Here is a 21,279-nt window from a genome sequence, read left to right as displayed (position 1 = left end):
TCAGGCCGCGAGGGCGGTGGGCTGGAGCATGGTGGTGGGGATGATCGCGGTGATCGAGGCGGCGTCGGCCATGTCGAGCGCCCAGATCGCTTCGGCCGCGTGCGGGATGCAGTGGGTGGTGGTTTCGGTCCAGTTCCCTGCCCGGTGCGTGTACTCGGCTTCGAGGCGGACCAGCCCGGTGGCGGTGCAGTCGTCGCACTCGGTGGTGAATGTTGTGGAGTCGGCGGTGGTGCCGTGGATGTCGAGCGGGCTGACACCGAGGACGCCGGCGACCGCGGTGGTGTCGGGGTTCATGCGGCTACCTCCAGCGGGCCCGCGGTGAACAGGCAGTAGGTGACGTAGCTGCCGTCGGTGGCGCGCCAGGTGTCGCAGTCTTCGTGTCCGCAGGTGGGGTGGGGGTCGGTGGTGGTCATGGTGGGGTCCTTTCGCTGTGTCCGGGTGCCAGCCGGTGTGGTGAGGTGCTTCACAATTAGTACATTGCAATGCACTTCACTTTCAAGCGGTTCGCAGCAGTCGTTACCTTAGCGTGACCTAAAGCGCTCGACCGCCCAGCCGCACACACTCGCCCACTACGCTGCATGTTTGGCGGCATCCCAGCCAGACAGGCCGGTAAATCAGTACATTGCATTGCACTTTCTGCAAGCCACAGCTAATGTGGTGACACAAGCCACACCAGCCCGCCGAAGGAGCCGCCGTGAACACACTGACCGCCCTCACCAACACCGTGATCCGCGGTCTCAAAGCCGCCCGCAAAACCATCACCCGCCGACTCGCACCGCAGATCGTCGCCCACCGCAACGGCCCCGGAATCACCAACGCCATCACCGCCGGCGACCTCGTCACCATCACCACCCACCTCGAAAACCTGGGCGTCGACACCGAATTCGCCGCGAAGTACGCCAGCGCGCTCGGCCGGAAAGTTGCCCCCGCCTACCGGGCCCGCACCGGTCGCGAACCCCTCCTGATCTGGAAGGTCAACACCTCCGGTTACCCGATCCAGGTCCGCGCCTACTCCCCCACCTGCCCCGCCCTGACCGAAGGTGTCGCCACCTACAAGCGCACCACGCACCTCGTCGCGGCCTAGACCACCCGAACTTGTTGGCGGGGTCACCGCACAGCGTTGTGCGGCAAGGGATCAACGCCGCTCCCCCACCGACCCCGCCAACACCCCCGCACACTCATCAGCACCGACCGAGGAGAAAGCAATGCCCCGCACCGTTGACCACATCGTGGCCACACACCAACTCGCGCAAGAACGGAAACGAACCGGGCGCCCCGTGTGGGACGAGAAGGTCGATCTCAGCGCAACCTTCCACAACCCAGATATGACGTTCATTGAGCGCCGCGACGCGATAGTGGCCCGGCTGAAGAGGACTCGTTGGTTCAAGACTGCCGACCAGCACGAGTTCGATGGTGTGCACGACATCATCGCCGAACACCTCGCTCACGCCGAGGACACCGAAGAGTGGGACGGCTGGTGGGACGAGCTGTACGACCTGGCCGATTACGCGCGCGTCTGGATCGGCACCCGATGATCGAGTCGACGTGCCGCACCTGCAACGGCGCCATCCTGTGGCAGGACTGCCCCACTGGCGGATGGTGGTTCCACGAGGCACACCCTGCCGACGACCATGACGCGACCAGCTCGTTCGACCCCGTGGAAGACATGGATGCCCACGGTGTTTGGCACACCGTCCACCCGAAAGCGCAGCCATGAAGCACATTTGGCTCGTCTCGAAGGCCGCTACCCGCGATGGCGACTCCGACCTGCCCGTCCTGGCCATTTCGACGAAGAAGGCTGCCCAGGAGTGGGTGAAGTTCGTTGCCCCACAAGCGGTGTTCCACCGTGACCCTGGTGACGGCGGCTTCATAGCCTGCATCACCCGCGGATCGGATCCCGTCTGCCTGTACACGATCGCGAAGATCCCGTTCGGGACCACGGCCGCCGATGACTGAACAGCCCGCTGAGCGCCCCGACCTCGCGGCGTGGCGGCGCCGGCACGAGCTCCGGCAGTCGTCGGCCGCGCAACCGATCCCGTCGGGCACCGAGTACAAGCGCAAACCGAAACATGAGCAGGAACAGGACAAACGAGATGGATAGCAACCAGGCCACGATCGCGGCGGCATTGGCAGCACTCAACCCGGAGATGCCCGCCGCGCAGACTGAGCACGCTGCACGCCTCACGGCAGCCTCACTCGACCACGCCGAGTACACCGTCGTGAAGCTGCCCAGCGCGCAGGCGAACGCAGACGACGTCCGCCGAGCGGGCTGGCGTCCACCCGCCCGTGGGATCACCACGGCCGCCGAGCTGGACGCACTGCCGAACGGCGCAATCGTCGTCGCCGCCGCGACCGGCAAACCATGGCAACGCGATCGGATGAGCTGGGTTGCACATCGTGGGCACCTGTACTCGCACGAGCTGTTCGGACGATACGGCGCGCTAACACTGGTCTCCGTCCCCACAGAGAAGGCCAGTCGTGGCTGAGCAGCGTTGCGTGGCGTGCGGGAAGCCGATCCACCTCATCAACTGGGACAAGGCGCGCGGCGTCATCGGGATGACGCACGCGTGGGTCCACACATCCAGGTGGGTTCGCCACAAGCCCATCCCACCCGAATACCTCAAGAAGGAGGCCACCCGATGACCGCACAGCCCTGGAACTCCCCTGAACCCGGTTCCATCTGGGAGATCACCGGCACCTACACCGATGGCGGCACGTTCACTGACTGTTTGGCGATGGTGTGGCCGTACGACATCACCGAGGGGCACGTCCTTTTCAGTCACATCGCGCCCGCACTGGCCAGCGTGACGAAGGACATCATCAGCCCCGACATGATCACCCGTGCTCGCCGCCTGGTCCTCGTCCACGCCGACAACCCGCGCACCGCCTACTACCTCGATGACCAAGACCTGTTCGTCCCCACCGAGGAGGCCACCGATGAGTGACCGCGACACCCTGGCCGTGCTGATCGCCGAGAACCGCACGGAGTCCAGCGACGACCTCGCCCGCTGGCTGCTGGCTCACGGTGTGCGTCCACCCGCCCGCGAGATCACCGACCCGGCCGAGCTGGACGCCCTGCCGTATGGCTCTGTGGTGTTGCCGAAGCGCTGCGACCCGTTCAAACGTAAGACGCTGCCTGAGGGGCTGCGATGGACCGGCGAAAGCTTCCCGGACGGCTTGACCTCCGAACAGTTGCTCCGCCACTACAACGCCCTCGGCTGCACGATCACCATCCTGTACGTCCCCACCGAGGAGGTCGGCCATGGAGCGTGAAGAGTACTTCGAGAACCCCAATTCGTGCCGTTGGTGCGGAATCGATCAGCAGGGGCATTGCCAGCGATGGACAGAAGAGCAGGGTTGGCATCGCTGGGCAGTCCCGACGGATGCACAGCGGAAAGCCCGCATGTTGGCGAGGTCGAGCGCGTGATGTCGAAACCGTTGCTGTATTTGGATGTTGATGGGGTACTCAACCCGTGGCGTGCGAAGCCGGAGAAGCGGCCCGCCGGGTACGAAACCCACCGGTTGACGCCCGCGGCATGGCTGGCCGAGTACCCGAGTCCGCCGAGGCGGGTGAAGCCGTTGCGGGTGTGGTTGAACCCGGAGCATGGGCCGAAGCTGCTCGCCCTGGGTGAGGTGTTCGACCTGTGGTGGGCGACGACGTGGGAGCACGACGCGAACACCCAGATCGGGCCGCTGATCGGGTTGCCGGAGCTGCCGGTTGTCGAGTGGCGGTCCACGAAGCGGTTCGGGCCGGATGGGGTGTTCTGGAAGACAGCCGAGCTGGTCGAGCACGCCGCGGGGCGCCCGTTCGTGTGGGTCGATGACGACATCACTGTGCGTGACCGCCGGTACGTCGAGCAGCATCACCCCGCGCTCGCACTGTTGCATTACGTGGACCCGGCGAAGGGTTTGCTCGATGATGACTTCGACACGCTCCAGGCTTGGGGGGCCTGTCAGTTCGGGGTGGCAGGATCGGCGGCATGAGGTTCGAGGTTGGTGCGCGTGTGCGGTTGCATGCGGGTGGTGCGTCGGTGTTCGAGGTGTTGGAGGTTGATTATGAGGGTGATCCGGAGCGGGTGTTGATTCAGTCGGTGGAGGACACGCCGGGTACGTATCCGTGGTCGGCGAAGACGACGTTGATGGTTGCTGCCGACGAGTGAGGTGTTGGAACGCCGAACGCCCCGAACACATTGTGTTCGGGGCGTTCGTGATTGGGTAATCGGCCGCACGGCAGGCTTGACACATGCTTGTGTGTTGGCGTTTTGAGTGTAGCGGGTGGGGTCACGGTAGGGGTCCTGGGTAGCGGGGTGGGATGCCGATTTGTTGGGCGTGTTCACGGAGGATGAGGGCTACCCATTTTTGGGCGAGTTGTGTTCGCCAGTCGTCGGGGTCGTGGCCGGCTTCGATGAGGGCTGCGCGGTCTTCGGGTGTCATGCCTGGTTGGACGCGGTGGGATGGCTTGGGGTTCCGGGCATTTGGGACTGATTTCAGGTTTGTTGGGTGAACCTCTTGACGAATTTAAACCCTAGGGTTTACAGTTGTGTCATCACCAAGAACCACCAACCGAAAGGCAAAACAATGAACCTCAGCACCGCAGACGCCATCTGGTTCCTCACCGGCCACGGCAAGACCCGCCAGGAAGCCCACGAGATCCTCGACATGATGACCGCCCACGCCATCACCCCCACCAGCAGCTACCTCCGCAAGTACTGCTAGACACCACCGAGGGCCGGGGTAGCGCCTAACTACCCCGGCCCGCCGGTCACCCTACCTACACGCACCCACCTGAGGAGACACACCATGAGCACCTACAACACTGACCAGCTGCAGCAGACCATCACCGACGCTCGCATCCGTGCCAGCCAAATGAGCGACTACCGGGACCGCGCGCAGGCCGAGTACGACCAGGCATCGGCACGCTACGACAATGCCGAGGAAGGCGACTCCGACTACGCCGACGTCGTCTATGACGTACTGAAGGCTGAGGTGGTCCTGAAGCATTTCACCCAGCAGTCGCACGAGGCATGGAAGCTGCACGGCCAGGCCGAAGATGAACTCGCCTGCCGCCTCGGCTGACACACACGAAAGGCCCCACGCTTCGGCGTGGGGCCTTCGATCCCCGCCAGCACGGGGAGCGTCATCTGGTCGACTCTCGGGCTCATCCCCGCTCGCGCGGGGAGTGCCGCCGACGCTACCCACCTCAACCGCTATCCGCAGGAGATTCGATGCACGACCCCATGTCCGCATTCCCGCCCGAGCGGCCTGAGCCAGCGGACCCGTGGGAGTCCCTCGCCGCACAGGCCCGCGCCCTGGCCGACCTAGCCGACCAGCTCGCCGCCCGCGACCCTGCCGATCTCGCTCCGACTGATGGTCACGACCCGTTGGCCGAGCTCGACGAGCGGGCACTTGCAGTGCGTGGCGTCGTTGCTGCGTGCCGGCGTGCTACGTGGCAGAGCCTTGTCGACGGCGGGCTGACCGGCAGTGAGATTGGTCGGCGTTGGGATACGACGCCGCAGAATGTCAGTCAGGTTCTGCGGGGCGGGAAGCGGGCGCGCTGACGCGGGTGGGTGCAACCATTGACGCCTTAAACCCTAGGGTTTAAGGTAAGTTAACAGCCGCCGCGAAGGAGCCCCCGATGACCACCACCGCCACCCGCACCACCCGCCCCGCCCACATCGCCTGCACCAACTGCACCGACATGCTCCGCCCCGCCGGCAGCGACCTCTTCGCCAACACCCCAGTCCACGTCACCACCGGCAACACCGCCTGCAGCAACGGGCGCACCGCCACCCCCAACATGTGGGGCATCAAGACCACCGCCGGCACCGCATGGGCACTCGACACCACCCCCACCGGATACGGCTGCTCCTGAACCGCCAACCAAGAAGGCCCCCGCTGCGGCGGGGGCCTTTTCCATGCATAGCCCTGGAAGTACGATTCGCACATGCGTTCGATCACCTGGCACCTCGGCGACGGCACCCCCGTCACACCCGGCCGCCTCTACAAAACCCGCAACGGGATGTGGGCTGAGCCGTCCCCCATGCACTGCCCCGAAGGCCACCGCCTAGGCCCCAACCGGGTCATCGTCGGCACCACAGCCTGCCAGACTGTGGGTGGTCACCACCGCACCCACACCTGCAGGCGGTGCGACACCATCATCTACTGGCCACCCGTAGTCGACGGCTGCGACCACCGCGCATTCGACGGACGCGCACGGTAGGCCGCGTGCGCACTATCTGTGCGCACAGACAGACAGACCACTACCGTCGAGGAGGTGAGCGATACACAGTGGAAGATCCTCGGCGAGCACACGGTGGACGAGAACCGCCACATCCAGCTCAAGACAGTGGATATCGAGCTGCCCGACGGCGTCCGCTTCACCCAGTACGTGGCGCGTATGCCGCGGTGCGCGATGACGCTGGTACTCAACGACTCCCGTGAGGTGCTGCTCATGCGACGGCACCGGTTCATCATCGACAAGTGGGTGTGGGAAGTGCCCGGCGGGTACGTCGACGGGGCGGAGGACATCGCGCTGGCCGCGGCCCGTGAAGTCGAGGAGGAGACCGGCTGGCGCCCGTGCTCGATGGAGCACCTCGTCACCTACCAGCCCGCGATCGGATCACTCGACCAGCCGCAGGAGATCTACCTCGCCCGCGGCGCCGAACTCACCAGCACAGCCCCCGACATCAACGAGGCCGAAGAGGTTCGATGGTTCACACTCCAGGAGGCGATGCGGATGATCGACCAAGGTGAGATCATCGGTGCCGCAACAGTCGTCGGCGTGTACCGGGCGCTGTCGCTGACCTAAACGCTGGCCATCACTCGCTTCCGGAACTCGGCAACATCGGGCAGCGTGTCATGCTGGGACAGTCGGGCACGAACGTCACGCAGGTAAGCGCCGGTGCGTTTGGACTCCACCCCGCCGGCCAACTCCAGCGCCTGCTCCCCCACACGCACAGCCTCGTGCGGGTCGTCACCGGCCATGCTTGAGGCGAGCAGGCACAGGTTGAACGTCTTGCCCCGCTGGTACCCGTCGGACATGTTGAGTGACTGCAACGCCAGCTCCGCGGCACGCTTGTGGTCGCCGAGGTCCCGGAAGCATTGGGCGGACTTGGCTGACATGTAGGCGGAGTCGAGGTAGGTCAACCAGCCAGGCAGGTTCGAATCTTCGCGGTCGAAGGCGCGTTCTGCGGCGGCCAGCGTTGAACCGAACAATCTGCGGTCCGTGCGGGCAGCGTGGCCGTGAGCTTCAACGAGTAGGCACCCTGCCTCGAGTGTCGCTGAACCTGTTGAGCGTGCTGCGATCTGGGCGGCGCGGGCGAGGTCGACGGCATCACCGGGTCGGCCCACGTAGGTCGCTTGGTGTGACATCGCACCGAGTATTTCTGCGCCGAGCGCTGCATCACCGGCAGCGCGGGCCATACGCAGCGACTGGATCAGGTACCGCTGCGCCAGGCCGTGTTCCTCGAGGTCGTAGGCCGCCCACCCCGCGAGTTTCATCATCTCCGCTGTCGCACCGAACAGTCTGCGCCCCACATCCTCCCCGTACGTGCCGTGCAGCAGGGGCGCGACCGATGTGTGCAGGTAGTGGACGACGGTGCTGCGGATGCGGCCACCACCGACACTGTTGTCGAGGTCGGCGAACACACGTGTCATGGTGCGCACCCCATCGACGTCGCCTTGCCCGATCCGGCGCATGCCGGACGAGGACGCCGGGTGTTCAGGTCCGGGCAATGTCAGCCACCTCATACTCGCTGCCGGGTACACCGCTACGGCGTAGGCAGAATCTTGCAGATACCGGCGCCGTTCAACATCACCACGCCACAGTGCGGTCGCCGCGGCCGTCGCCTCTGTGAGGGACAACGAGAACTCCAGTCCGAGGTCTGCGGCGTCGCAGGGTGTCATGCCGCAGTCAGCCGGCAGGATACGGCGCCCGGCTAGTTCGGTCATCACTTCGGCGATCAGTGACGGTGCGGGCGGCATCGGTTGTTCGCCGGCGAGCCACCGGCCGACGGATGTGTGGTCGTAGGCGAGGTCTACACCTACTGCTCGCCCGCGCTCTACGACGCGGCGGGCGAGGCTTTTCCGGAGCACACCGGTTTCGTCGAGGAGTTCGGCGAGTTGCCGGTTGGGTTGCTTTGGTTTGCGTCCCATGTACGGAGTGTGGCACGGCGTGAACGTGGTGGCTACGAAACGGGTTTGGTGCACACCCCCTGTGCACACATGCGCCCGGTGCACACGCCTACCGCGGGACTGGTGGTGCGGGGTGTGCTTGGTGCGACCTCGAAATTTGAGGGTTGCCCGACCTACAGGCTGTCGGCCGAATGGGGAATAGATATGACCACATTGGAATCCCGGGTGATGGAGGCGCTCAGCCAGCGCGGGCGTCTTCTGTATCCCGGCACGCTCGCCGCGATTTTGCATCGCCCCCGGCATGAGATTGAGGAGGCTGTGGAGTCGTTGCGTGCGAAGCGGCTCGTGATGCGTAATGCGTGTGGGCAGTGGAGTGCGTACCGGGTTAGGCGGGTCTCGTGATCGACGCGGAAACCCGGTCGTTGACCGCGCTCACGGTTGAGGTGCTCGATTTCCTCAAACCTGCTGGGTCACACACTCCGGCTGAGCTGGCAACCAAGTTGGGTGCCCCGGTGGCGCAGGTGCGTGAGGCGTTGGCGACGTTGGCGCGCAGTGGGTGCGTGTCCCAGCATTTGGATGGTGGGTGGGATGTCGTTCCGGTGTTGCGACGGAATAGGGCAGAGCAGTGACCGTTCTGTTGTTCTGCAACCGCGACCCCGGCCCGCTGACCGCCGCTCAAGCGCACCGGGCGATGCAGGTCCATCTGGAGTGTGATGTCGCCACGTGCCGGTGCCGTCGTCGTGCCCGCGCCGTGTTGGTGGAGTCGAAACGGATGGTCCTCGACGAACGCGCACAACAGGTGGGCCGATGAGCGAGGAGCATTTGACTCGCTGTCAGGACTGGGTTTTGACCAGCCTGTGCACGCTGTCCCCGGTCGCGCCGATCACCACCACCGATTTGGCTACACAACTGCACCATTCCGTGCACCAGACCGAGGTTTATCTGCAGCAGTTGGTGGAGATGGGTTTGGTTCGTGTGCACGAGGTGTCGGGTGCGCCCGCATGGCGGCCGTCGAGTGATGGTCGTGCGATCGGCACCGTCCTGTGAACACCCCCGAGTTCACCATTCGTGGTCGGTCACCGACCCCCTAAACCGAGCGTCACCCCAACAAATGAAGGAGACGAACACATAATGCGGCACCTCCCGGCCCCAGGCCCTGACGGACACTCTGGCGGCAACAGCAACCCGGCGGAACCGACCAGGGACCCGCTCGGACTGTACGGCACGTCATCTCAGGGCGAAGGCGTGATCAGGGTGTTTCTGAAGGTCGACTACCAGTGACCTGACCCCACACTCCCCCGGTGCTTCCGTCACAAGTTGGCCGGGGTGATGGTGACCCCCGGAACCTCGCCATCAGCGGGTTTCGGGGGTTGCCTGTTCTATCCCAACGAATTCTCGGCGGATACGATGACCGAAGCACGAACCACGCTCGCCACCACTCGCGAAAGGTTCACCCCGTGGGCGAAGACCGACCGTACAGCGAGATCGAACGCAAACGCCACGACCGACAGCAGCGATCGCCCGAGTTCCGGGCGTGGCTTGCTGCCGAGGCCGACGACCTCGCCCAGTTCGTCACCTTGGTGCCCGGCCTCGCCGACTTGGACGACCCTTGGACACCGGCAGGATTGGCAGCGATCGAGGACGCAGCGCTGGCACGGTTCCCGGACCCCGGCGAGACGGTCACCGACGAGGAAATGGTGTATCTCGACCTCGCTGCCCGCGCCATCGGCCACACCTATCTGCGCGCCGTCGGCGCCGGGAAATGGGTATGGCTGCGGATTCTCACTGGCAACCCGATCGGCGCAGCCCTCGAATTCCCCGGTATCGGTGTGTACATTGACCCAGCCGAGTCGATTCGTCGCGTTATCTTCGGCAGGGAACCGGACACCCTCGTGCGGCAACTGGACGCCCTCGTCAACTGGGATACACCCGTCTACCAGTAGTCCCGCCTGGGCTGGTCAGTGACCGGCCCCGAGGCACCTGAGCCGCCCCGCGGCGACATCGTTCCCCGCACCGACCGGGGCCTCACCGAAGCCGGTGACCGCGGGCACCAGGCGTACGTCATGGCCAAGATCGCCGAAGCGGCCACACGGGTCTCGATTACCGCCAAGCAGCTCGAACACATCCGCAACCCGGCGTCCTGGGAACGGGCAGTCGAGTTGTGGGGCGACGCGAAAACACTGCACGACATGCTGGCCTACGGCCACCAGCACCTCCACGACCGCACCCCGGAAAAGGGGTGGCTGCAAGAGTATCGCCAGCCGGTTCCCGGCCACGGTGTCCGACAGCACGATAGCGCGCAGGTCCTGAAGCAGGCCGGTCGTGAAGTCGTCACCAACACCACCGAGTACAAGGCCGGTGGCGTCACCATCGCCAAGGGGCAGGAACAGCTGGCGAAGGAACGCGCACTACTCAGTAGCGGTACGACCCGCGATGTTTCCGAGTACATCGTTCGTGCCGCGCGCCCTCCGGCCGTGGAGGTGATGCGTGAAGCCCGCAAACTGGAGAAGGAGTTTCCGGGCCGGTTCAAGGTGATCGAGCTGTCGGAGTCAGAGTTCCGGCGGTACCTCGATGCGGGCCGCCCTATCGCGCACGCGAAAGCTGTAGAACGGCTCGGGCACCTGATCGAGAAGGTGCGAAGCGCACCGGAGTTGCAGGTGGCACCGCGCGCTCTGGAACGCTTTGCTGAGGAGATCGAGAAGGCGAAAGAGCGTGGTGCCCCGATCGGTTTGGAGGTGCTTGTCGGGTCGCGGCTCGAGCTCGCGAACCTGGTGGAGGTCGATAAGCAGATCACCAGGGAGCGCGACAAGATTGCCCGCGAAGGCGCCCAGCTCCGACTGAAAGAGTCGCAGATCGTTGAGCGGGTCCAAGCCCAGCAGCGTGAGGACCGGCAGCGTGCACTGCTGGACAGGCTGGCGACGGTGGACCGCGAGATCGTGGTATCGGCGGTGTCGACAGCGCGTGACATGGTGCCCGTGAAAATGTTGGGGCGCCAACCTGATCCCCCCGGCCTCGATCCGACGGCGGCAGCGATCCACCGGTCTATGACCGAGTCGGCGCGGGTGATAGTTCGGAAGGAGGTCGAGGCCCGGCAGCGGGACGCGTTGGCCAGGTTGGAGTTGCCGTCTGAGGTGCATCGGGCTGTGGCTGAGGTGGTGTTGGCGCGACAGCTCGATCACCCGGACAAGGTGGTGACGGTTGATCGTGTGGTCGAGGCTGAGGGTGTGGTGCGGGCGCGGGAGGAACGCGAGCAACGGCAGGCGCGTGAGGTGGAAGCGCGGGAGGCTCGGGAGCGGGAGAACCGGGAGCGGATGGCTCGGTTGGTCGCCGACCACAACCGGCAGTTGGAGCGGGTCGCGTTGGAGCAGGGTAAAGCCCGTGGTGTCGACCGCATGGAGGACCTCCACCGGGAACGGTCGTCGCAGGAGTTGGCGCAGGCGTTGCAGTTGGACCCGGATCGTCTCGTTGAGAGGGGTATCGACGCCCAGGTGGTGGATGCGCTCGCCCATACTCCTGTTCGCACCGACGAGTCGGGGCGGGCGTTTGTTGTCGAGCTCGGAGACCGCACCTGCTACGTGGATCGAGAAAGTCGGGAAGTAGCCCTCGCCAAACAGATCCGGTCAGTCGAGAGCGGCAGGGATCTGGGTCAGACGCACTCGGAGCAGATGATCGCGCGAGGCAAGGTTGCACCTGGTGTGGCGTTGTCGCGGGAGGAGCGCGAACGCAAGCAGGAAGCATTGGAACGGCAGCGCGAATTGGTGCGGGAGCGTACCCCTGAGCAGGGGAAGTCCAGGTCCCGGGAGAACCCTGGGCGTGATATCGGGCGCGGCATCGACCGCGGCCGGTGACCCCACAGGCTGGGAATCGTTCGTCGGCCGCGGTACCCCGGAGCCCGAGAGGTGGCTCCGGGGGTCGCCTTACTGCTGGGTGTGCAGCCTTTGGTCCGCCCGATCGAGGCCACGCATCAAGAGGCTTGCAAGCCCCAGCATTTCTCGGGCTTCGTCCTCGGACGTATGGAGGGGGCCTCCGTGCCCTCGCGGATTCCTCAACCCTTGAGCTGCACCCAGGAACAGGAATTTGAACCCCTCTAGTTCGTCGTTGCGCTGGCGGGCCCCTGCCTTTGCCGATGAGGTATCAAGCTTGGGCTGCTGCTCGTTGAACACCGAAGTCATCAACGGTTTCCCACTCTGATTACTACCGGTCAGTGTCTGCACGCGGTCTTCCACTACTTTGAAAGCATCGAACACTGCGCTGTCGTAGTTGCCTTGCGCGAATGGGCGACCAGCCACCGCCGAGATATCGGGATGTAGGCCGGGGATGTCGATACGCTGTGGTGGCCTGATCGCGTTGACAGCGTCGACCACACGGTATTTTGCCCCTGTGTGGTCGAGATTGCTGCCGCCTCGGAATGGGCTCCGCATGACGTCAACCGAGATCAGTTCGAGGGTTTTGGTTTTGCCGTTGGGTAGGTCGTAGCTGACCTGGTCGCCAGCTTCGATGTCGGCGTCGACTGCGAAGGTCACATCACCGTTGGTGAGGTCGACTCCCTCGATGTCGAATTCGCGAACTTCGCCGTTGGGCTCCACGCGCTTCACCTTCATCGGGGTGGCGCGGATGTTCATTCCACGGATCATCTGCCGAACCGTACACCCGGGGTACGACATCAATTAGAGGATCCGCGCTGACCGCTCCCAGACGGGGATTCCGGCGGCGCGGGCGTGCCTGATGCAGTGTTGGGTGCCGATCGCCTTGCCGAGCGGGAACGCCAAGCACAGGTCGGCGCCGGCACGGATCATCTCCAGGTTGCGGCGTGGTCCGGCGGCCGGGCAGTACGGGGTGCCGTCACGACGGGCCCGCGGTACGTGCTTGCACGTGGTGTCGCAGTGGCCCCAGTCGGCGGGGTGAGATTCTACGGGAAGTCCTGCGCTGCCCCAGATGTCGGCGGCAATGCTGTCTGCGCCGTCGGCCGCCCCGTGCACAAGGACGATCGGGCCGGGCTGCAGGTGCCGCCATGCCGCGGCGACCGCATCCCGGATCGCCTGACGATCCGACCAGTTCCGCGATCCGGTGACGAGCAGCCGCTTCATGCGCTGTCGATTGCGCGCAGTACGGCGTCGGCGAGCTGGTAGCAGTCGATGGTGGCGTCACCGTCGTAACCGGTGTTGGAGTCGACGCCGACGGATCCGCCGCCGTCCATGCCACACCGGCCGAGTTGGTGGAGCATGTTGATGCGCAACGTGTTCGCGATGTACTCGCGCCGGAATTCCGGGTCCTTCATGTCCTCGGCAAGGTCATCATCGAACAGGCTCACGGGACTACCTGCCGCTGTTCGCTGCAGCCCAGTGGGTGAGGCAGTCGAGGGTGCAGAAGTGGCGTTCGCGCTGGTCGGCCGCGTGGACGACAATCCAGGCGTCGGTGTGCGAGTTGATTTGGCCGAGGTAGAGGTTTGCGGGTTGAGTGCGTTCCCAGGTGTCGCAACCGTCACGGTCGCAGTGAATCGCCTTGCTCATTCGGGCCGCCATTCGCTGTCGGTGCGTTGCCAGAACCGCAGCAACGGCCACCCGGTGCGTTCGGCTTCGCGGCGCGCTTCCTGTTCGTTACTGGTTTCCATCCACAGCAACCCGTTCGGCTGGTTGATCCGGTACCAACGGCCGGGCTGCCAATCAGTCATCACGGTCACGCCGGCTCCCCTACGTTCGGGATACTGCCGTGTTCCGTGTGACACGGGACATCGCCGTTGATCAGGAACGTGTCGGGGCCGTTGTACTTGGCGGTCACCCCGCCCATCTCGAACGCGCGCCGTTTCGCTGCGGCCACTGCCAGTTTGTGCTCGAGATCGACTTGTTCGGCTTCGGTCATCAGCTTGTCGAACTGTTCGGCAGGCAACAGGACCGGCTCCGTCTCGTACTCGGCAATGGCCTGTTCCACGAGCAGCAGCGCACCCACGTAATCGTCGTCCACCGCGATCAGCTTCAACGCCTGATAGACCTCGGGCGCGTTGGAAAGTTCACGCAGCGGGCTGGTGACGTGGTACTCGATGAGCTGGTTGACCATCCGCTCATCTCCAGCGTGCACTGACACCCGCTGGTCCTCGTCAGCCCAGCGCAGGTAGACGGCGGCCTTGCGGAGGTCTTCGACACCGTTCTTCTCCTGGTGCCGCCACACGTACTTGAAGGCGTTGCCCGCGCAGAACGTGAGATGCCGTGTGATAGCGATGCACTCACACGAAAACCGCGACTGCGTGTAATGCGACGGGTGATTCACAACGTCAGTCATGCGAGTAGCTCCGTGATGTCGATGTCGGTGATGCGGGTACCGCTGTGTGGGCCGTCATTGACGCGGGTGACGCGGTGGGACGGTGCGGGGTTGCGTCGCAGCCAGGACACAAGTTCGTGTTTGACTGTGAACGCGGAGATCACGCCGAGCCCGTCGGTGACGACGTAAATGTAGGTGGAGCGGGCCATCAGCGCCGCTGAGCTTTGCGTGCTTTGCGTGCGGCACGGTTACGCACTCGCCGGCGCTGCACCTCGTTCTCGGGGACGGTGCCCTGGTACACGTGTTTACGCTGCAGGCCGAACAGGATGGCGCGCGCGTACGGGGTATCGAACAGGGTGGTGCTGATGGTGGTGCTCCTGGGCGAGAAGGGATCGGGGGTTCTCATGAGCGCCACCGACTCGTGGCCGCCGGTCGCTTCGAGCTCGGCGCGAGTGAGGATCGTGCTCACGCGGCGGCCTGCTCGGGCGTGTAGTGGACGTGGTTGGTGTGCGGGTTGTCGACCTCGATGACGTCGACCTCGAGGGCTTCGATGATGTTGTCGACGGGTTCCTGGCAGGGGAATTGTTCGAGGCCGACGAGGATCGTGGTCGGCACGTCGAAGCAGGGGGAATCGTTGACGCCGACAGCGTCGATGCGGGCGGCGCGTACGTAGAACGGTTGCCCGTTGTCGTCGGTGAGGCGAACGAACTGGGTAGTCATGCTGCTTGGTCTCCTGGGGTGTGGATGAGGGATTCGAGGGTCACGCCCGCGATGCCCGCCCTGTGGCGGAGTTCTGCGCGCAGTCTTGGGTCGCAACCGAGGTCGTGAATGACGAACCGGGTGGGGTCCAGGCCACGGCAATCGGCAGTATGGGTGACGATCACAGGGTTGAGCCCGTGAGTGGCTGCGTACCGCCACGCTTCGGCGCGGTTCGGTGCCGCGACCAGGTGCCGATTTGCAGGCTGGGTACGTACCGCAGGCGCTGGGCGTGCGGGCGGACGCGGCTTGTACACCCAGCGGCGCGCGACCGTGTCGTACCCGGCACGCTCGTAGTCGATCGTGTCGATAACGGGATACATCGGCGCGGTCTCGCCGGTCGGTCGGTGGATACGAAACGGTGCCACGGTCCTGTACGCGCTGCCATAAGTCGGTTCGTCGATCAGCCGACCGTGTGCGTGCCCGCCGTCGAGGATTCCGCCTGCGGGGATCGGTTCCCACCAAGCGACCAGCAGATTGCCGTGCGGTTCTTGGCGGTACTCGGTGCGGATCTCCGCGAGGTCTAGCTGGACGCCGGGGTATCGACTCGCCACCTCTTCGACGAAGCTGTACACCACGTGTTCGCGCAGGTACTCCGCATGCGCTGCGTTCGGGGCACCTACTTGGCACCGGAGCCCACGCAGGCTGTCGACAGCGGTCATGTCGATGACCCCGCGCCGTGCCCTCTCCTCGGTGGCGCGCGACGGAGGGGCTGCGAGCGAGGGTGCCAACATGGCGTCGATCTGTTCGTCGATGTTGGGGATACCGAGCAGAGCAGCATTCACGTCGCGGCGAGCAGCACGGTACGCGGCGAAAACATCCCCGGTGAGCCGGTCACCATTGTCGTAGCCGGTGTTCGGGCTAGCGGGTGGTGTGAACTCGCCCACGAATTCGGAGCCGGGGCAAAGGACGTCGGTGGTGTCGTCGGCGTACCGGTAGTCGGGGTCCATGTGACCCCAGCCCCGCATCTCGCGCATACGGGAGGTGATGGGAAGCCCGTGGAAGTCGTCCGAGCACCACGAGTGTGGGCATTTGTCCTGGCCGACGTTGTAATCGTAGCCAGAGCGATTCGCGTGGTTGGACATTTGCCAGTCGACGAGTTCGTCGATGGCATCCACAATGTCGCGGTTAGGGGTCACACACTAATTGTCGAGCCCGAGTCAAACCCGGTTTTGGTACGCACGTGTAGGGCCGTGCGGGTTCCCGCCGCACGGCCAACAGGGTTACTTCCGGCGTTTCAAACCAGGCCGGGCGGGTTCGATTCCGTTGTCGCGGGCGATCTTGCGAACATGGCTCGGTTTGTATGGGGACGCTTCAGCGACTTCCGTTGGTAATTCGCCTTCACGTAATGCCGTTACCACAGCCTCAATTACCTCTTGTCGCGCCTTTTCGACGCGTTCGTTTAAGCTCTCGAACCGCTTGGTAGCGGCACGTAGCCTGTCCAATGCTTCCGTCACGCGGCGATCGTATCGCCCGAAACAATTAGAAGGTTGCAGGAAGAATGGTTAAAACGATGGTCTAAAGCGCTTTTCTAAATCGCTTTACTATGGCGGTTTATGACGCACCTGGAAGCACAGTGACCAGCATGGATGGGAACCGAAGTGTTGCGGGTCTGTCGACAACCCGCCGCGGAATGTGCCCAAACATGTGCGAGTGCCACCCGCGCGGTGTGTCGGTGATCGCTACCACATGCGGCGACGCCTCGAGCAGGTCGAAGCACCATCGCAGCATCGAACCGCCACCCACCGAGGCACTACAGCCACCGAGCGCACGAGACCCCGTCAACGGCCAGCCAGCACGGTTCCTCAACAAGCACGGCCACACGATCGCAGCCGCAACGAACCGCCAGCACGGACACTCACGGGTGACGTCATTCCCGAATTGCGCCTAATTAGTTCGCGCCAGGTCCAGATCCAACCAATTATGACTTCGGCAACCGATTCGGCTGATATTCGACGCATTCCGGGTTCCCGCAAAACGGAGAACGGAAATCAGCCCACTTCGACCGCTGACCGATACGCACCAATTTCTGCTCCCGCAACTTCGCCACCCCACATTCGGGGCACGACGAGTGTTCATACCGGACGAATCTGCTTGTCATTCATTGAGGCTACTGCCGCAGTACCGCGATCAAGCCCAACCAGGCTGAAAGTCGGGGTGGGTTTTCCACCGCTCAGCGAGCGCGTAGATGATCTCGACGCCCTGGCCGCTGATGTGCCAACCGCCGTTCTCTTCGACACGTTCGGCCGCAGTGAGGATCTTCCGTTTCCCTGCGATGTCGCTCAGCACGGTGTCGGGATCGTTTTGCGCGATGTGGTCGGCCACGTGACGACTTCGCACACCGCCGCTAGACGGGTCGATGAGAATCGGGTCGGTTGCACCGTTCACGGTTCGCACGTCATCGAACATGTCGACCTCCCACCGCTCGGGCTCCCACGCTGGTCGCTTCGCCGGGTACTTCGGGGTGACGCGCGGCAACTCGGTCGCTGCGCGAGCGGTCGCCTCATCTTCGTCGAGCCTTGCCCGGATGAACTCCTCAATCGTCATGTGACACCTCATCGTCTTTCTGGTCGTCGCCGCCCTGTAACAGGTGGATGATCCGGGCAACATCGTCGGGCTCCCACACCACATACCGTGTGTCCGGGTCGTAGTACGCCTCACGGTCGACCGCAGTGTCGACGGGATATGTAGCGCCGGTGGCCGCCATGTCGCGACGCCGCTCGATCAGCTCGTGAGTGCCGCCGTGTTCGGGGCTGTTGATGGACCGGTAGTAGAAGTCGTCGATGTAGCCGCAGTCGCCCACGAAGATGTCGAACCCGTCGGGCCATGCGCCATCGGGCTGGTATTCAGCGAACGGGGTGCCCTTCGGCATGGTCTGGAGTTCGGCCTTGCTGACGATCCTCATGCGCGTTCCTCGGTAGTGAATCCGATGATCAGGTTGTCGTCCTCGTGGGTGATGTGCGCCCAGTCGTCGAACGCGGAGGGCTGACCGTGGATCTCGATGTACCGGTTGCGGGCGAACGCAACGGCTTCGAGGAAGTCACCGATCGCGGCAGGATTGGGCACCAACCATTCGTGGTGGGTGACAGTGCGGGTGCGGGACGTGACGACGCTCATTCGGGGTCCTCGGTATCGACGGGGCCGTCGGCGAGGAGTTCGGCGCTGTCGACCCAGATTTCGCGAACCCATGCACCATTGCGGCGGGTGAGTTGGTGTCCCCAGCCGTCACCGACGGTGGTGCCGTCGGGTTGGGCGTCGGCTTGGGCGACAGTGCGGATGGTGGTCATGCAGCCTCCTGGTGTTCGGCGGGTTGGTGTTGGGTTGCGCAGATGTGGGCGAGCAGCTGTTGTTGGTTGAAGGCGAGGTCGGCACGCTGCTGTTTGATCGCACGCAACGCCTCCAACGACCGCACCCAATGCGTTTCGACGTGCTCGGGCCCAGGTGGGTCTGTGCGCCAACGTTCGGTCGGTGGGGCCAACCGGTAGTCGGTCCACTTCTCGTGGCGCACAACGCATTCAGGGCAAAGGCGGGTCATGTGGCGCGCTGTCCGGTCCATGGCAGGTGCAGGCCGTCACCAGCGCGGCGCGGCACCACATGCACGTGGAGGTGAAACACGGTTTGTGTGGCCGCTTCGCCGATGCTGGTGATGATGTTCGCCGAGGCAGTGTCTGCTGCGATCTCCGCGGCGTACTGCATCACGATGCCGGTGAGGATCGGGTCGACGGTGGCGTTGTCGACGTGCTTGCGTGGGATGACGAGCAGGTGCCCAGGTGTGACCGGGTTGAGTGGGATGATCGCGATGGCTTCGCGCCATTCGTCCACGATGGTGGCCGGCGCACCGTCGTCCAGGATCGCGCAGAACGGGCAACGGTCAGCCATGGCTGGCCTCGACGGGTTCGTAAAGTCGGTTGAAGTGGTCATCGCGCAGGACGGTGTAGGTTCCGTTCGGTGCGCGGACGATCCAGTCGTTGGGTCGGACCTCGCCGGAGTCACGGCACGGGACGATGAACCATCGGATGTCGGTGGTGTCATTGTTGGTGTCGTCGAGCCAGGGGACGCCGATGTTCGCTTCGGGGCAGAAGGCGAGCATCTCAGCCTTCGTCGAGGTACCCAATCGGAACTGGATGGCCTCGACGGTGGCCGGACGAATCCGATACTTCGGGTAGTCAGGCATGGTTCTCCTCGGCCACCCAGCGAGTGACGGTGATCGTCTTGGTTTCTACGACGGCTCGGACCGGGGTGACGAGTGGGCGGCTCGCGGTCGTCGGCGGCACGGGCTCCTGAATCTCGGTCAGCGGGTTCCACCAGATGAATGCGTAGTGCCGCCCGGAAGGCCCCCGCACGATGACGCGTTCGACGGTGTGCCAGCTCTTCTTCTCCAGCACCTCGTCGGTGACGAACGTGAAGCCGTCGACGTCCTCGTCAGTGCCAGCGCAGTCGAGAAGGTCGCCCCAGTCCTCTTGGAGGAGTTCGGCGAGCTGGTCGATTTCGGTCTTCTCACCCATCGGGGTTCTCCCTGCGTTGTCGGGCGCGCGCGATGGCTTCCCGGAATCGTGGCGACATGGTGGATTCGCCGTCGGCGAGCATCTTGGCGAGCGCACCCGGCGCGACGATCGTGTAGTCGACGCCGCCTTTGGTTGCAGTGGCCTCTTGGTCGCCACCCGTCACGTCCATCAGGGCTTTGTGGTACTCGTGGACCAGGTCCTCCAGATCACGGATCTGGGCTGCGTCGCGTTGCTGTTTGGTGTGGATGGCCGCGTAGTCCTGCTGCACCTGCGCGCGCAACGCCTCGAGCTGGCGGGTGCGCAGGATGGCGAGGTCGATCATGTTGATCAGCCCACCGTCGCCGGCCGCGATTGCCTGGAGGTGTGCAGAGAGCGTGTGGTACGCGGATTCGTCGGCACCTAGGTAGGTGTCGAGGGTGACTTTGCGGAGCTGCTCGAGGTCGGTGATGGTCAGGTCGGTCGCCTCGTGGCCGGTCATTCGGTTGCTGCTTTCCAGTCGGTTTGGTAGCGGCGTTCTACTCGAACATCGGTGAGTTCGGGATAGTCGTTGTTGTCGCTGTACTGGCGACGGAATCGTTCGGCGTCGTCGCGGCATTCGATGCTGTTGTCCTGTAGTTCGCGTACGTGGTATCGGGTGTCTGTCCACGAGACTGCCCACTCGGTTCGGGTGGGCAGCAGGTCACCGAGAGCGTCGATCATGGCCTCAGCCGTGGCGTAGTGCCGATGATCTGGGGGCCCTGGGCATTCGAGCGCCGACATGGCCTTCGCGGCGCGCTCGATCGCCTCGGCGCGGATCTCTTCGGCGGTCATGCTGCCTCGGTTCGGATGATGCGCCCGTCGGCAACGATGTCGACCCGGTCGATGGCGGTCACGATCAAGGAAGCAAATCGGGGTCATGCGGTGTGATCTCCTTCGAGCGTGTGCGTGGTCGGGACGGTCAGGCGCAGGTCGCACCGCCACACACCGTCGGTGTCGATATCGGGGCGGTGCCCGTACGGTCGGCGCCCATCGGAAGTGACGCGAACCCACGCGCGAGTCGCGTCGAACCGCACCCCCTCGTCGCCCGGCCGGTACTGCGGTCGCCCGCTGAATACCGTTGAAACCAGGCCGATGTAGGTCTTCCGGGTCTTGTAGTCGGGTGTGTCGATCCACACCCGTTTGCCCTGATAGATATGCTCGAACAGGCGGGTGAACTGGTCGAACCCGAGCAGATCGAGCAGTCGCGTGAATGCTGACTGAAGCGGGTGCTGGTCGGAGGGCGTCATTTTGTTGGCTCTCCTTCGAGGGCTTTACGGACTTCGGCAGCACATGAGGCATGGACCAGGCCGAGCAGGTCGTCATACGTGTGCTCAGGGTCGTCCCACCGACGTAGCAGTGCGTTGACACGGTCGAGGGCGTCGAGCAGGTGGGGCAGGTTCGTCATCGCCCACGCGATCACCGCGGCATCAGCACCCGAATCCGGGACATCGCTGGTGAACCGTTCCAGCAACCCGTCCGCCGACGTACCGACAGCCCAGTAGTCGGCGGGCCAACGACCAGTGGGCGGTGACGCGACCCATTCGCCGAGGGTCGCTTCGGCGAGAAGCGAACGGCCCTCGGCGACAAGGTGGCTGAGCGGGCGGGCGGTCAC

General features: G+C 64.4%; 44 protein-coding genes. 19 read left to right on the top strand and 25 right to left on the bottom strand.

Annotated features, from left to right (window positions below; all coding sequences use genetic code 11):
* Positions 1–294 carry a hypothetical protein gene (locus tag ACFO5K_RS04285; protein WP_378555959.1) on the bottom strand — a complete coding sequence of 98 codons (294 nt, stop codon included), beginning with the start codon at positions 292–294 and terminating at the stop codon, positions 1–3.
* Positions 291–413, bottom strand: coding sequence for a hypothetical protein (locus tag ACFO5K_RS04280; RefSeq protein WP_378555957.1), 123 nt, complete (start codon positions 411–413; stop codon positions 291–293). The genes ACFO5K_RS04285 and ACFO5K_RS04280 overlap by 4 nt, the downstream gene beginning before the upstream one ends.
* Before the next feature lie 281 nt (positions 414–694).
* On the opposite strand from ACFO5K_RS04280, the gene ACFO5K_RS04275 reads away from it, so the two are divergent.
* The 14 genes from ACFO5K_RS04275 (at position 695) to ACFO5K_RS04210 (ending at position 6,808) form a co-directional block, all read left to right on the top strand.
* Positions 695–1,084, top strand: a complete 390-nt coding sequence (locus tag ACFO5K_RS04275; protein ID WP_378555955.1) for a hypothetical protein — start codon at positions 695–697, stop codon at positions 1,082–1,084.
* A gap of 193 nt (positions 1,085–1,277) precedes the next feature.
* The gene (locus tag ACFO5K_RS04270; protein ID WP_378555953.1) at positions 1,278–1,535 is read left to right on the top strand and encodes a hypothetical protein; all 258 of its coding nucleotides are present in this window, start codon (positions 1,278–1,280) and stop codon (positions 1,533–1,535) included.
* Between the two features lie 178 nt (positions 1,536–1,713).
* Complete coding sequence (locus ACFO5K_RS04265) at positions 1,714–1,956, top strand: hypothetical protein (RefSeq protein ID WP_378555951.1); 243 nt, start codon at positions 1,714–1,716, stop codon at positions 1,954–1,956.
* A 137-nt stretch (positions 1,957–2,093) separates the two neighbouring features.
* Positions 2,094–2,486 (top strand): hypothetical protein, encoded by a 393-nt coding sequence (locus ACFO5K_RS04260; protein ID WP_378555949.1) that lies wholly within the window; start codon positions 2,094–2,096, stop codon positions 2,484–2,486.
* 153 nt (positions 2,487–2,639) lie between these two features.
* Complete coding sequence (locus ACFO5K_RS04255) at positions 2,640–2,945, top strand: hypothetical protein (protein ID WP_378555947.1); 306 nt, start codon at positions 2,640–2,642, stop codon at positions 2,943–2,945.
* Entirely contained in the window at positions 2,938–3,273 is a 336-nt protein-coding gene (locus tag ACFO5K_RS04250) for a hypothetical protein (protein WP_378555945.1), read from the top strand. The genes ACFO5K_RS04255 and ACFO5K_RS04250 overlap by 8 nt, the downstream gene beginning before the upstream one ends.
* 24 nt (positions 3,274–3,297) lie before the next feature.
* Positions 3,298–3,984, top strand: coding sequence for an HAD domain-containing protein (locus tag ACFO5K_RS04245; protein ID WP_378555943.1), 687 nt, complete (start codon positions 3,298–3,300; stop codon positions 3,982–3,984).
* Positions 3,981–4,160, top strand: coding sequence for a hypothetical protein (locus ACFO5K_RS04240; RefSeq protein WP_378555941.1), 180 nt, complete (start codon positions 3,981–3,983; stop codon positions 4,158–4,160). Before ACFO5K_RS04245 ends, ACFO5K_RS04240 begins: the two co-directional genes overlap by 4 nt.
* 418 nt (positions 4,161–4,578) lie before the next feature.
* Complete coding sequence (locus tag ACFO5K_RS04235; protein ID WP_378555939.1) at positions 4,579–4,716, top strand: hypothetical protein; 138 nt, start codon at positions 4,579–4,581, stop codon at positions 4,714–4,716.
* 84 nt (positions 4,717–4,800) lie between these two features.
* Complete coding sequence (locus tag ACFO5K_RS04230) at positions 4,801–5,076, top strand: hypothetical protein (RefSeq protein ID WP_378555937.1); 276 nt, start codon at positions 4,801–4,803, stop codon at positions 5,074–5,076.
* 149 nt (positions 5,077–5,225) lie between these two features.
* Positions 5,226–5,558, top strand: coding sequence for a hypothetical protein (locus ACFO5K_RS04225; RefSeq protein WP_378555935.1), 333 nt, complete (start codon positions 5,226–5,228; stop codon positions 5,556–5,558).
* A 77-nt stretch (positions 5,559–5,635) separates the two neighbouring features.
* Positions 5,636–5,872, top strand: a complete 237-nt coding sequence (locus ACFO5K_RS04220) for a hypothetical protein (RefSeq protein ID WP_378555933.1) — start codon at positions 5,636–5,638, stop codon at positions 5,870–5,872.
* Between the two features lie 72 nt (positions 5,873–5,944).
* On the top strand, positions 5,945–6,220 hold the full coding sequence (locus ACFO5K_RS04215; RefSeq protein ID WP_378555931.1) for a hypothetical protein: 276 nt from the start codon (positions 5,945–5,947) through the stop codon (positions 6,218–6,220).
* A 54-nt stretch (positions 6,221–6,274) separates the two neighbouring features.
* Positions 6,275–6,808: an NUDIX hydrolase gene (locus ACFO5K_RS04210; RefSeq protein WP_378555929.1), complete on the top strand. Its 534-nt coding sequence runs from the start codon at positions 6,275–6,277 to the stop codon at positions 6,806–6,808.
* On the opposite strand, the gene ACFO5K_RS04205 is transcribed toward ACFO5K_RS04210, so the two are convergent.
* Positions 6,805–7,656, bottom strand: a complete 852-nt coding sequence (locus ACFO5K_RS04205; protein WP_378555927.1) for a hypothetical protein — start codon at positions 7,654–7,656, stop codon at positions 6,805–6,807. The two genes, ACFO5K_RS04210 and ACFO5K_RS04205, sit on opposite strands and share 4 nt — an antisense overlap.
* 363 nt (positions 7,657–8,019) lie before the next feature.
* Between ACFO5K_RS04205 and ACFO5K_RS04200 the strand changes: the two genes are divergently transcribed.
* The 5 genes from ACFO5K_RS04200 to ACFO5K_RS04180 all read left to right on the top strand — a co-directional run bounded on the left by ACFO5K_RS04200 (position 8,020) and on the right by ACFO5K_RS04180 (position 11,981).
* A complete protein-coding gene (locus tag ACFO5K_RS04200; protein WP_378555925.1) occupies positions 8,020–8,535 on the top strand; it encodes a hypothetical protein in 516 nt (171 codons plus the stop codon).
* Positions 8,532–8,762: a helix-turn-helix domain-containing protein gene (locus ACFO5K_RS04195; protein WP_378555923.1), complete on the top strand. Its 231-nt coding sequence runs from the start codon at positions 8,532–8,534 to the stop codon at positions 8,760–8,762. Before ACFO5K_RS04200 ends, ACFO5K_RS04195 begins: the two co-directional genes overlap by 4 nt.
* A gap of 178 nt (positions 8,763–8,940) precedes the next feature.
* Positions 8,941–9,180, top strand: coding sequence for a hypothetical protein (locus ACFO5K_RS04190; RefSeq protein ID WP_378555921.1), 240 nt, complete (start codon positions 8,941–8,943; stop codon positions 9,178–9,180).
* 410 nt (positions 9,181–9,590) lie between these two features.
* On the top strand, positions 9,591–10,076 hold the full coding sequence (locus ACFO5K_RS04185) for a hypothetical protein (RefSeq protein WP_378555919.1): 486 nt from the start codon (positions 9,591–9,593) through the stop codon (positions 10,074–10,076).
* 120 nt (positions 10,077–10,196) lie between these two features.
* Complete coding sequence (locus tag ACFO5K_RS04180; protein ID WP_378555918.1) at positions 10,197–11,981, top strand: hypothetical protein; 1,785 nt, start codon at positions 10,197–10,199, stop codon at positions 11,979–11,981.
* 69 nt (positions 11,982–12,050) lie between these two features.
* On the opposite strand, the gene ACFO5K_RS04175 is transcribed toward ACFO5K_RS04180, so the two are convergent.
* The 22 genes from ACFO5K_RS04175 to ACFO5K_RS04070 all read right to left on the bottom strand — a co-directional run bounded on the left by ACFO5K_RS04175 (position 12,051) and on the right by ACFO5K_RS04070 (position 21,279).
* Positions 12,051–12,767, bottom strand: a complete 717-nt coding sequence (locus ACFO5K_RS04175; RefSeq protein WP_378555916.1) for a TIGR02391 family protein — start codon at positions 12,765–12,767, stop codon at positions 12,051–12,053.
* A 33-nt stretch (positions 12,768–12,800) separates the two neighbouring features.
* The gene (locus ACFO5K_RS04170) at positions 12,801–13,220 is read right to left on the bottom strand and encodes a DUF2493 domain-containing protein (protein ID WP_378555914.1); all 420 of its coding nucleotides are present in this window, start codon (positions 13,218–13,220) and stop codon (positions 12,801–12,803) included.
* Positions 13,217–13,444: a hypothetical protein gene (locus tag ACFO5K_RS04165; protein WP_378555912.1), complete on the bottom strand. Its 228-nt coding sequence runs from the start codon at positions 13,442–13,444 to the stop codon at positions 13,217–13,219. Before ACFO5K_RS04165 ends, ACFO5K_RS04170 begins: the two co-directional genes overlap by 4 nt.
* A 4-nt stretch (positions 13,445–13,448) precedes the next feature.
* Entirely contained in the window at positions 13,449–13,643 is a 195-nt protein-coding gene (locus ACFO5K_RS04160; protein WP_378555910.1) for a hypothetical protein, read from the bottom strand.
* Positions 13,640–13,813 carry a hypothetical protein gene (locus tag ACFO5K_RS04155; RefSeq protein ID WP_378555908.1) on the bottom strand — a complete coding sequence of 58 codons (174 nt, stop codon included), beginning with the start codon at positions 13,811–13,813 and terminating at the stop codon, positions 13,640–13,642. The genes ACFO5K_RS04160 and ACFO5K_RS04155 overlap by 4 nt, the downstream gene beginning before the upstream one ends.
* On the bottom strand, positions 13,810–14,409 hold the full coding sequence (locus ACFO5K_RS04150; RefSeq protein WP_378555906.1) for a DUF3310 domain-containing protein: 600 nt from the start codon (positions 14,407–14,409) through the stop codon (positions 13,810–13,812). The genes ACFO5K_RS04155 and ACFO5K_RS04150 overlap by 4 nt, the downstream gene beginning before the upstream one ends.
* Positions 14,406–14,597, bottom strand: a complete 192-nt coding sequence (locus tag ACFO5K_RS04145) for a hypothetical protein (RefSeq protein WP_378555904.1) — start codon at positions 14,595–14,597, stop codon at positions 14,406–14,408. The genes ACFO5K_RS04150 and ACFO5K_RS04145 overlap by 4 nt, the downstream gene beginning before the upstream one ends.
* Positions 14,597–14,857, bottom strand: a complete 261-nt coding sequence (locus ACFO5K_RS04140; protein WP_378555902.1) for a hypothetical protein — start codon at positions 14,855–14,857, stop codon at positions 14,597–14,599. The genes ACFO5K_RS04145 and ACFO5K_RS04140 overlap by 1 nt, the downstream gene beginning before the upstream one ends.
* Positions 14,854–15,108 carry a hypothetical protein gene (locus ACFO5K_RS04135; protein WP_378555900.1) on the bottom strand — a complete coding sequence of 85 codons (255 nt, stop codon included), beginning with the start codon at positions 15,106–15,108 and terminating at the stop codon, positions 14,854–14,856. Before ACFO5K_RS04135 ends, ACFO5K_RS04140 begins: the two co-directional genes overlap by 4 nt.
* Positions 15,105–16,283 (bottom strand): hypothetical protein, encoded by a 1,179-nt coding sequence (locus tag ACFO5K_RS04130; protein WP_378555898.1) that lies wholly within the window; start codon positions 16,281–16,283, stop codon positions 15,105–15,107. Before ACFO5K_RS04130 ends, ACFO5K_RS04135 begins: the two co-directional genes overlap by 4 nt.
* Before the next feature lie 84 nt (positions 16,284–16,367).
* On the bottom strand, positions 16,368–16,601 hold the full coding sequence (locus tag ACFO5K_RS04125) for a hypothetical protein (RefSeq protein WP_378555896.1): 234 nt from the start codon (positions 16,599–16,601) through the stop codon (positions 16,368–16,370).
* A gap of 673 nt (positions 16,602–17,274) precedes the next feature.
* On the bottom strand, positions 17,275–17,691 hold the full coding sequence (locus ACFO5K_RS04120) for a DUF6221 family protein (RefSeq protein WP_378555894.1): 417 nt from the start codon (positions 17,689–17,691) through the stop codon (positions 17,275–17,277).
* Positions 17,681–18,049, bottom strand: coding sequence for a hypothetical protein (locus tag ACFO5K_RS04115; RefSeq protein WP_378555892.1), 369 nt, complete (start codon positions 18,047–18,049; stop codon positions 17,681–17,683). Before ACFO5K_RS04115 ends, ACFO5K_RS04120 begins: the two co-directional genes overlap by 11 nt.
* Positions 18,046–18,261, bottom strand: coding sequence for a hypothetical protein (locus tag ACFO5K_RS04110; protein WP_378555890.1), 216 nt, complete (start codon positions 18,259–18,261; stop codon positions 18,046–18,048). The genes ACFO5K_RS04115 and ACFO5K_RS04110 overlap by 4 nt, the downstream gene beginning before the upstream one ends.
* Positions 18,258–18,431, bottom strand: a complete 174-nt coding sequence (locus ACFO5K_RS04105; RefSeq protein WP_378555887.1) for a hypothetical protein — start codon at positions 18,429–18,431, stop codon at positions 18,258–18,260. Before ACFO5K_RS04105 ends, ACFO5K_RS04110 begins: the two co-directional genes overlap by 4 nt.
* A 244-nt stretch (positions 18,432–18,675) precedes the next feature.
* Positions 18,676–19,023, bottom strand: coding sequence for an HIT family protein (locus ACFO5K_RS04100; RefSeq protein ID WP_378555884.1), 348 nt, complete (start codon positions 19,021–19,023; stop codon positions 18,676–18,678).
* Entirely contained in the window at positions 19,016–19,318 is a 303-nt protein-coding gene (locus tag ACFO5K_RS04095) for a hypothetical protein (protein WP_378555881.1), read from the bottom strand. Before ACFO5K_RS04095 ends, ACFO5K_RS04100 begins: the two co-directional genes overlap by 8 nt.
* Positions 19,311–19,649 carry a hypothetical protein gene (locus tag ACFO5K_RS04090; RefSeq protein WP_378555880.1) on the bottom strand — a complete coding sequence of 113 codons (339 nt, stop codon included), beginning with the start codon at positions 19,647–19,649 and terminating at the stop codon, positions 19,311–19,313. Before ACFO5K_RS04090 ends, ACFO5K_RS04095 begins: the two co-directional genes overlap by 8 nt.
* Positions 19,642–20,127 (bottom strand): hypothetical protein, encoded by a 486-nt coding sequence (locus ACFO5K_RS04085; RefSeq protein ID WP_378555878.1) that lies wholly within the window; start codon positions 20,125–20,127, stop codon positions 19,642–19,644. Before ACFO5K_RS04085 ends, ACFO5K_RS04090 begins: the two co-directional genes overlap by 8 nt.
* A complete protein-coding gene (locus tag ACFO5K_RS04080; RefSeq protein WP_378555876.1) occupies positions 20,124–20,459 on the bottom strand; it encodes a hypothetical protein in 336 nt (111 codons plus the stop codon). The genes ACFO5K_RS04085 and ACFO5K_RS04080 overlap by 4 nt, the downstream gene beginning before the upstream one ends.
* Before the next feature lie 83 nt (positions 20,460–20,542).
* Entirely contained in the window at positions 20,543–20,914 is a 372-nt protein-coding gene (locus tag ACFO5K_RS04075; protein ID WP_378555874.1) for a hypothetical protein, read from the bottom strand.
* Entirely contained in the window at positions 20,911–21,279 is a 369-nt protein-coding gene (locus ACFO5K_RS04070; protein ID WP_378555872.1) for a hypothetical protein, read from the bottom strand. Before ACFO5K_RS04070 ends, ACFO5K_RS04075 begins: the two co-directional genes overlap by 4 nt.

It is taken from the genome of Nocardia halotolerans (genome assembly GCF_042650145.1).
Classification (GTDB): domain Bacteria; phylum Actinomycetota; class Actinomycetes; order Mycobacteriales; family Mycobacteriaceae; genus Nocardia; species Nocardia halotolerans.
Note: the sequence above shows the minus strand (reverse complement) of the source record. Positions and strands in the feature narration are given on the sequence as shown.

Excerpts from the sequence above, each read along its gene's own strand:
- ACFO5K_RS04235 (WP_378555939.1), top strand. The coding sequence starts at position 4,579 with ATGAACCTCAGCACCGCAGACGCCATCTGGTTCCTCACCGGCCACGGC.
- ACFO5K_RS04250 (WP_378555945.1), top strand. The coding sequence starts at position 2,938 with ATGAGTGACCGCGACACCCTGGCCGTGCTGATCGCCGAGAACCGCACG.
- ACFO5K_RS04075 (WP_378555874.1), bottom strand. The coding sequence starts at position 20,914 with ATGACGCCCTCCGACCAGCACCCGCTTCAGTCAGCATTCACGCGACTG.
- ACFO5K_RS04110 (WP_378555890.1), bottom strand. The coding sequence starts at position 18,261 with ATGAGCGTCGTCACGTCCCGCACCCGCACTGTCACCCACCACGAATGG.
- ACFO5K_RS04080 (WP_378555876.1), bottom strand. The coding sequence starts at position 20,459 with ATGACCGCCGAAGAGATCCGCGCCGAGGCGATCGAGCGCGCCGCGAAG.
- ACFO5K_RS04175 (WP_378555916.1), bottom strand. The coding sequence starts at position 12,767 with ATGATCCGTGGAATGAACATCCGCGCCACCCCGATGAAGGTGAAGCGC.
- ACFO5K_RS04205 (WP_378555927.1), bottom strand. The coding sequence starts at position 7,656 with ATGACACGTGTGTTCGCCGACCTCGACAACAGTGTCGGTGGTGGCCGC.
- ACFO5K_RS04135 (WP_378555900.1), bottom strand. The coding sequence starts at position 15,108 with ATGACTACCCAGTTCGTTCGCCTCACCGACGACAACGGGCAACCGTTC.
- ACFO5K_RS04100 (WP_378555884.1), bottom strand. The coding sequence starts at position 19,023 with ATGGCTGACCGTTGCCCGTTCTGCGCGATCCTGGACGACGGTGCGCCG.
- ACFO5K_RS04180 (WP_378555918.1), top strand. The coding sequence starts at position 10,197 with ATGGCCAAGATCGCCGAAGCGGCCACACGGGTCTCGATTACCGCCAAG.
- ACFO5K_RS04260 (WP_378555949.1), top strand. The coding sequence starts at position 2,094 with ATGGATAGCAACCAGGCCACGATCGCGGCGGCATTGGCAGCACTCAAC.
- ACFO5K_RS04285 (WP_378555959.1), bottom strand. The coding sequence starts at position 294 with ATGAACCCCGACACCACCGCGGTCGCCGGCGTCCTCGGTGTCAGCCCG.
- ACFO5K_RS04265 (WP_378555951.1), top strand. The coding sequence starts at position 1,714 with ATGAAGCACATTTGGCTCGTCTCGAAGGCCGCTACCCGCGATGGCGAC.
- ACFO5K_RS04190 (WP_378555921.1), top strand. The coding sequence starts at position 8,941 with ATGAGCGAGGAGCATTTGACTCGCTGTCAGGACTGGGTTTTGACCAGC.
- ACFO5K_RS04215 (WP_378555931.1), top strand. The coding sequence starts at position 5,945 with ATGCGTTCGATCACCTGGCACCTCGGCGACGGCACCCCCGTCACACCC.
- ACFO5K_RS04280 (WP_378555957.1), bottom strand. The coding sequence starts at position 413 with ATGACCACCACCGACCCCCACCCCACCTGCGGACACGAAGACTGCGAC.
- ACFO5K_RS04225 (WP_378555935.1), top strand. The coding sequence starts at position 5,226 with ATGCACGACCCCATGTCCGCATTCCCGCCCGAGCGGCCTGAGCCAGCG.
- ACFO5K_RS04105 (WP_378555887.1), bottom strand. The coding sequence starts at position 18,431 with ATGACCACCATCCGCACTGTCGCCCAAGCCGACGCCCAACCCGACGGC.
- ACFO5K_RS04170 (WP_378555914.1), bottom strand. The coding sequence starts at position 13,220 with ATGAAGCGGCTGCTCGTCACCGGATCGCGGAACTGGTCGGATCGTCAG.
- ACFO5K_RS04240 (WP_378555941.1), top strand. The coding sequence starts at position 3,981 with ATGAGGTTCGAGGTTGGTGCGCGTGTGCGGTTGCATGCGGGTGGTGCG.
- ACFO5K_RS04090 (WP_378555880.1), bottom strand. The coding sequence starts at position 19,649 with ATGGGTGAGAAGACCGAAATCGACCAGCTCGCCGAACTCCTCCAAGAG.
- ACFO5K_RS04230 (WP_378555937.1), top strand. The coding sequence starts at position 4,801 with ATGAGCACCTACAACACTGACCAGCTGCAGCAGACCATCACCGACGCT.
- ACFO5K_RS04085 (WP_378555878.1), bottom strand. The coding sequence starts at position 20,127 with ATGACCGGCCACGAGGCGACCGACCTGACCATCACCGACCTCGAGCAG.
- ACFO5K_RS04120 (WP_378555894.1), bottom strand. The coding sequence starts at position 17,691 with ATGACGATTGAGGAGTTCATCCGGGCAAGGCTCGACGAAGATGAGGCG.
- ACFO5K_RS04115 (WP_378555892.1), bottom strand. The coding sequence starts at position 18,049 with ATGAGGATCGTCAGCAAGGCCGAACTCCAGACCATGCCGAAGGGCACC.
- ACFO5K_RS04160 (WP_378555910.1), bottom strand. The coding sequence starts at position 13,643 with ATGAGCAAGGCGATTCACTGCGACCGTGACGGTTGCGACACCTGGGAA.
- ACFO5K_RS04095 (WP_378555881.1), bottom strand. The coding sequence starts at position 19,318 with ATGCCTGACTACCCGAAGTATCGGATTCGTCCGGCCACCGTCGAGGCC.
- ACFO5K_RS04220 (WP_378555933.1), top strand. The coding sequence starts at position 5,636 with ATGACCACCACCGCCACCCGCACCACCCGCCCCGCCCACATCGCCTGC.
- ACFO5K_RS04255 (WP_378555947.1), top strand. The coding sequence starts at position 2,640 with ATGACCGCACAGCCCTGGAACTCCCCTGAACCCGGTTCCATCTGGGAG.
- ACFO5K_RS04145 (WP_378555904.1), bottom strand. The coding sequence starts at position 14,597 with ATGGCCCGCTCCACCTACATTTACGTCGTCACCGACGGGCTCGGCGTG.
- ACFO5K_RS04150 (WP_378555906.1), bottom strand. The coding sequence starts at position 14,409 with ATGACTGACGTTGTGAATCACCCGTCGCATTACACGCAGTCGCGGTTT.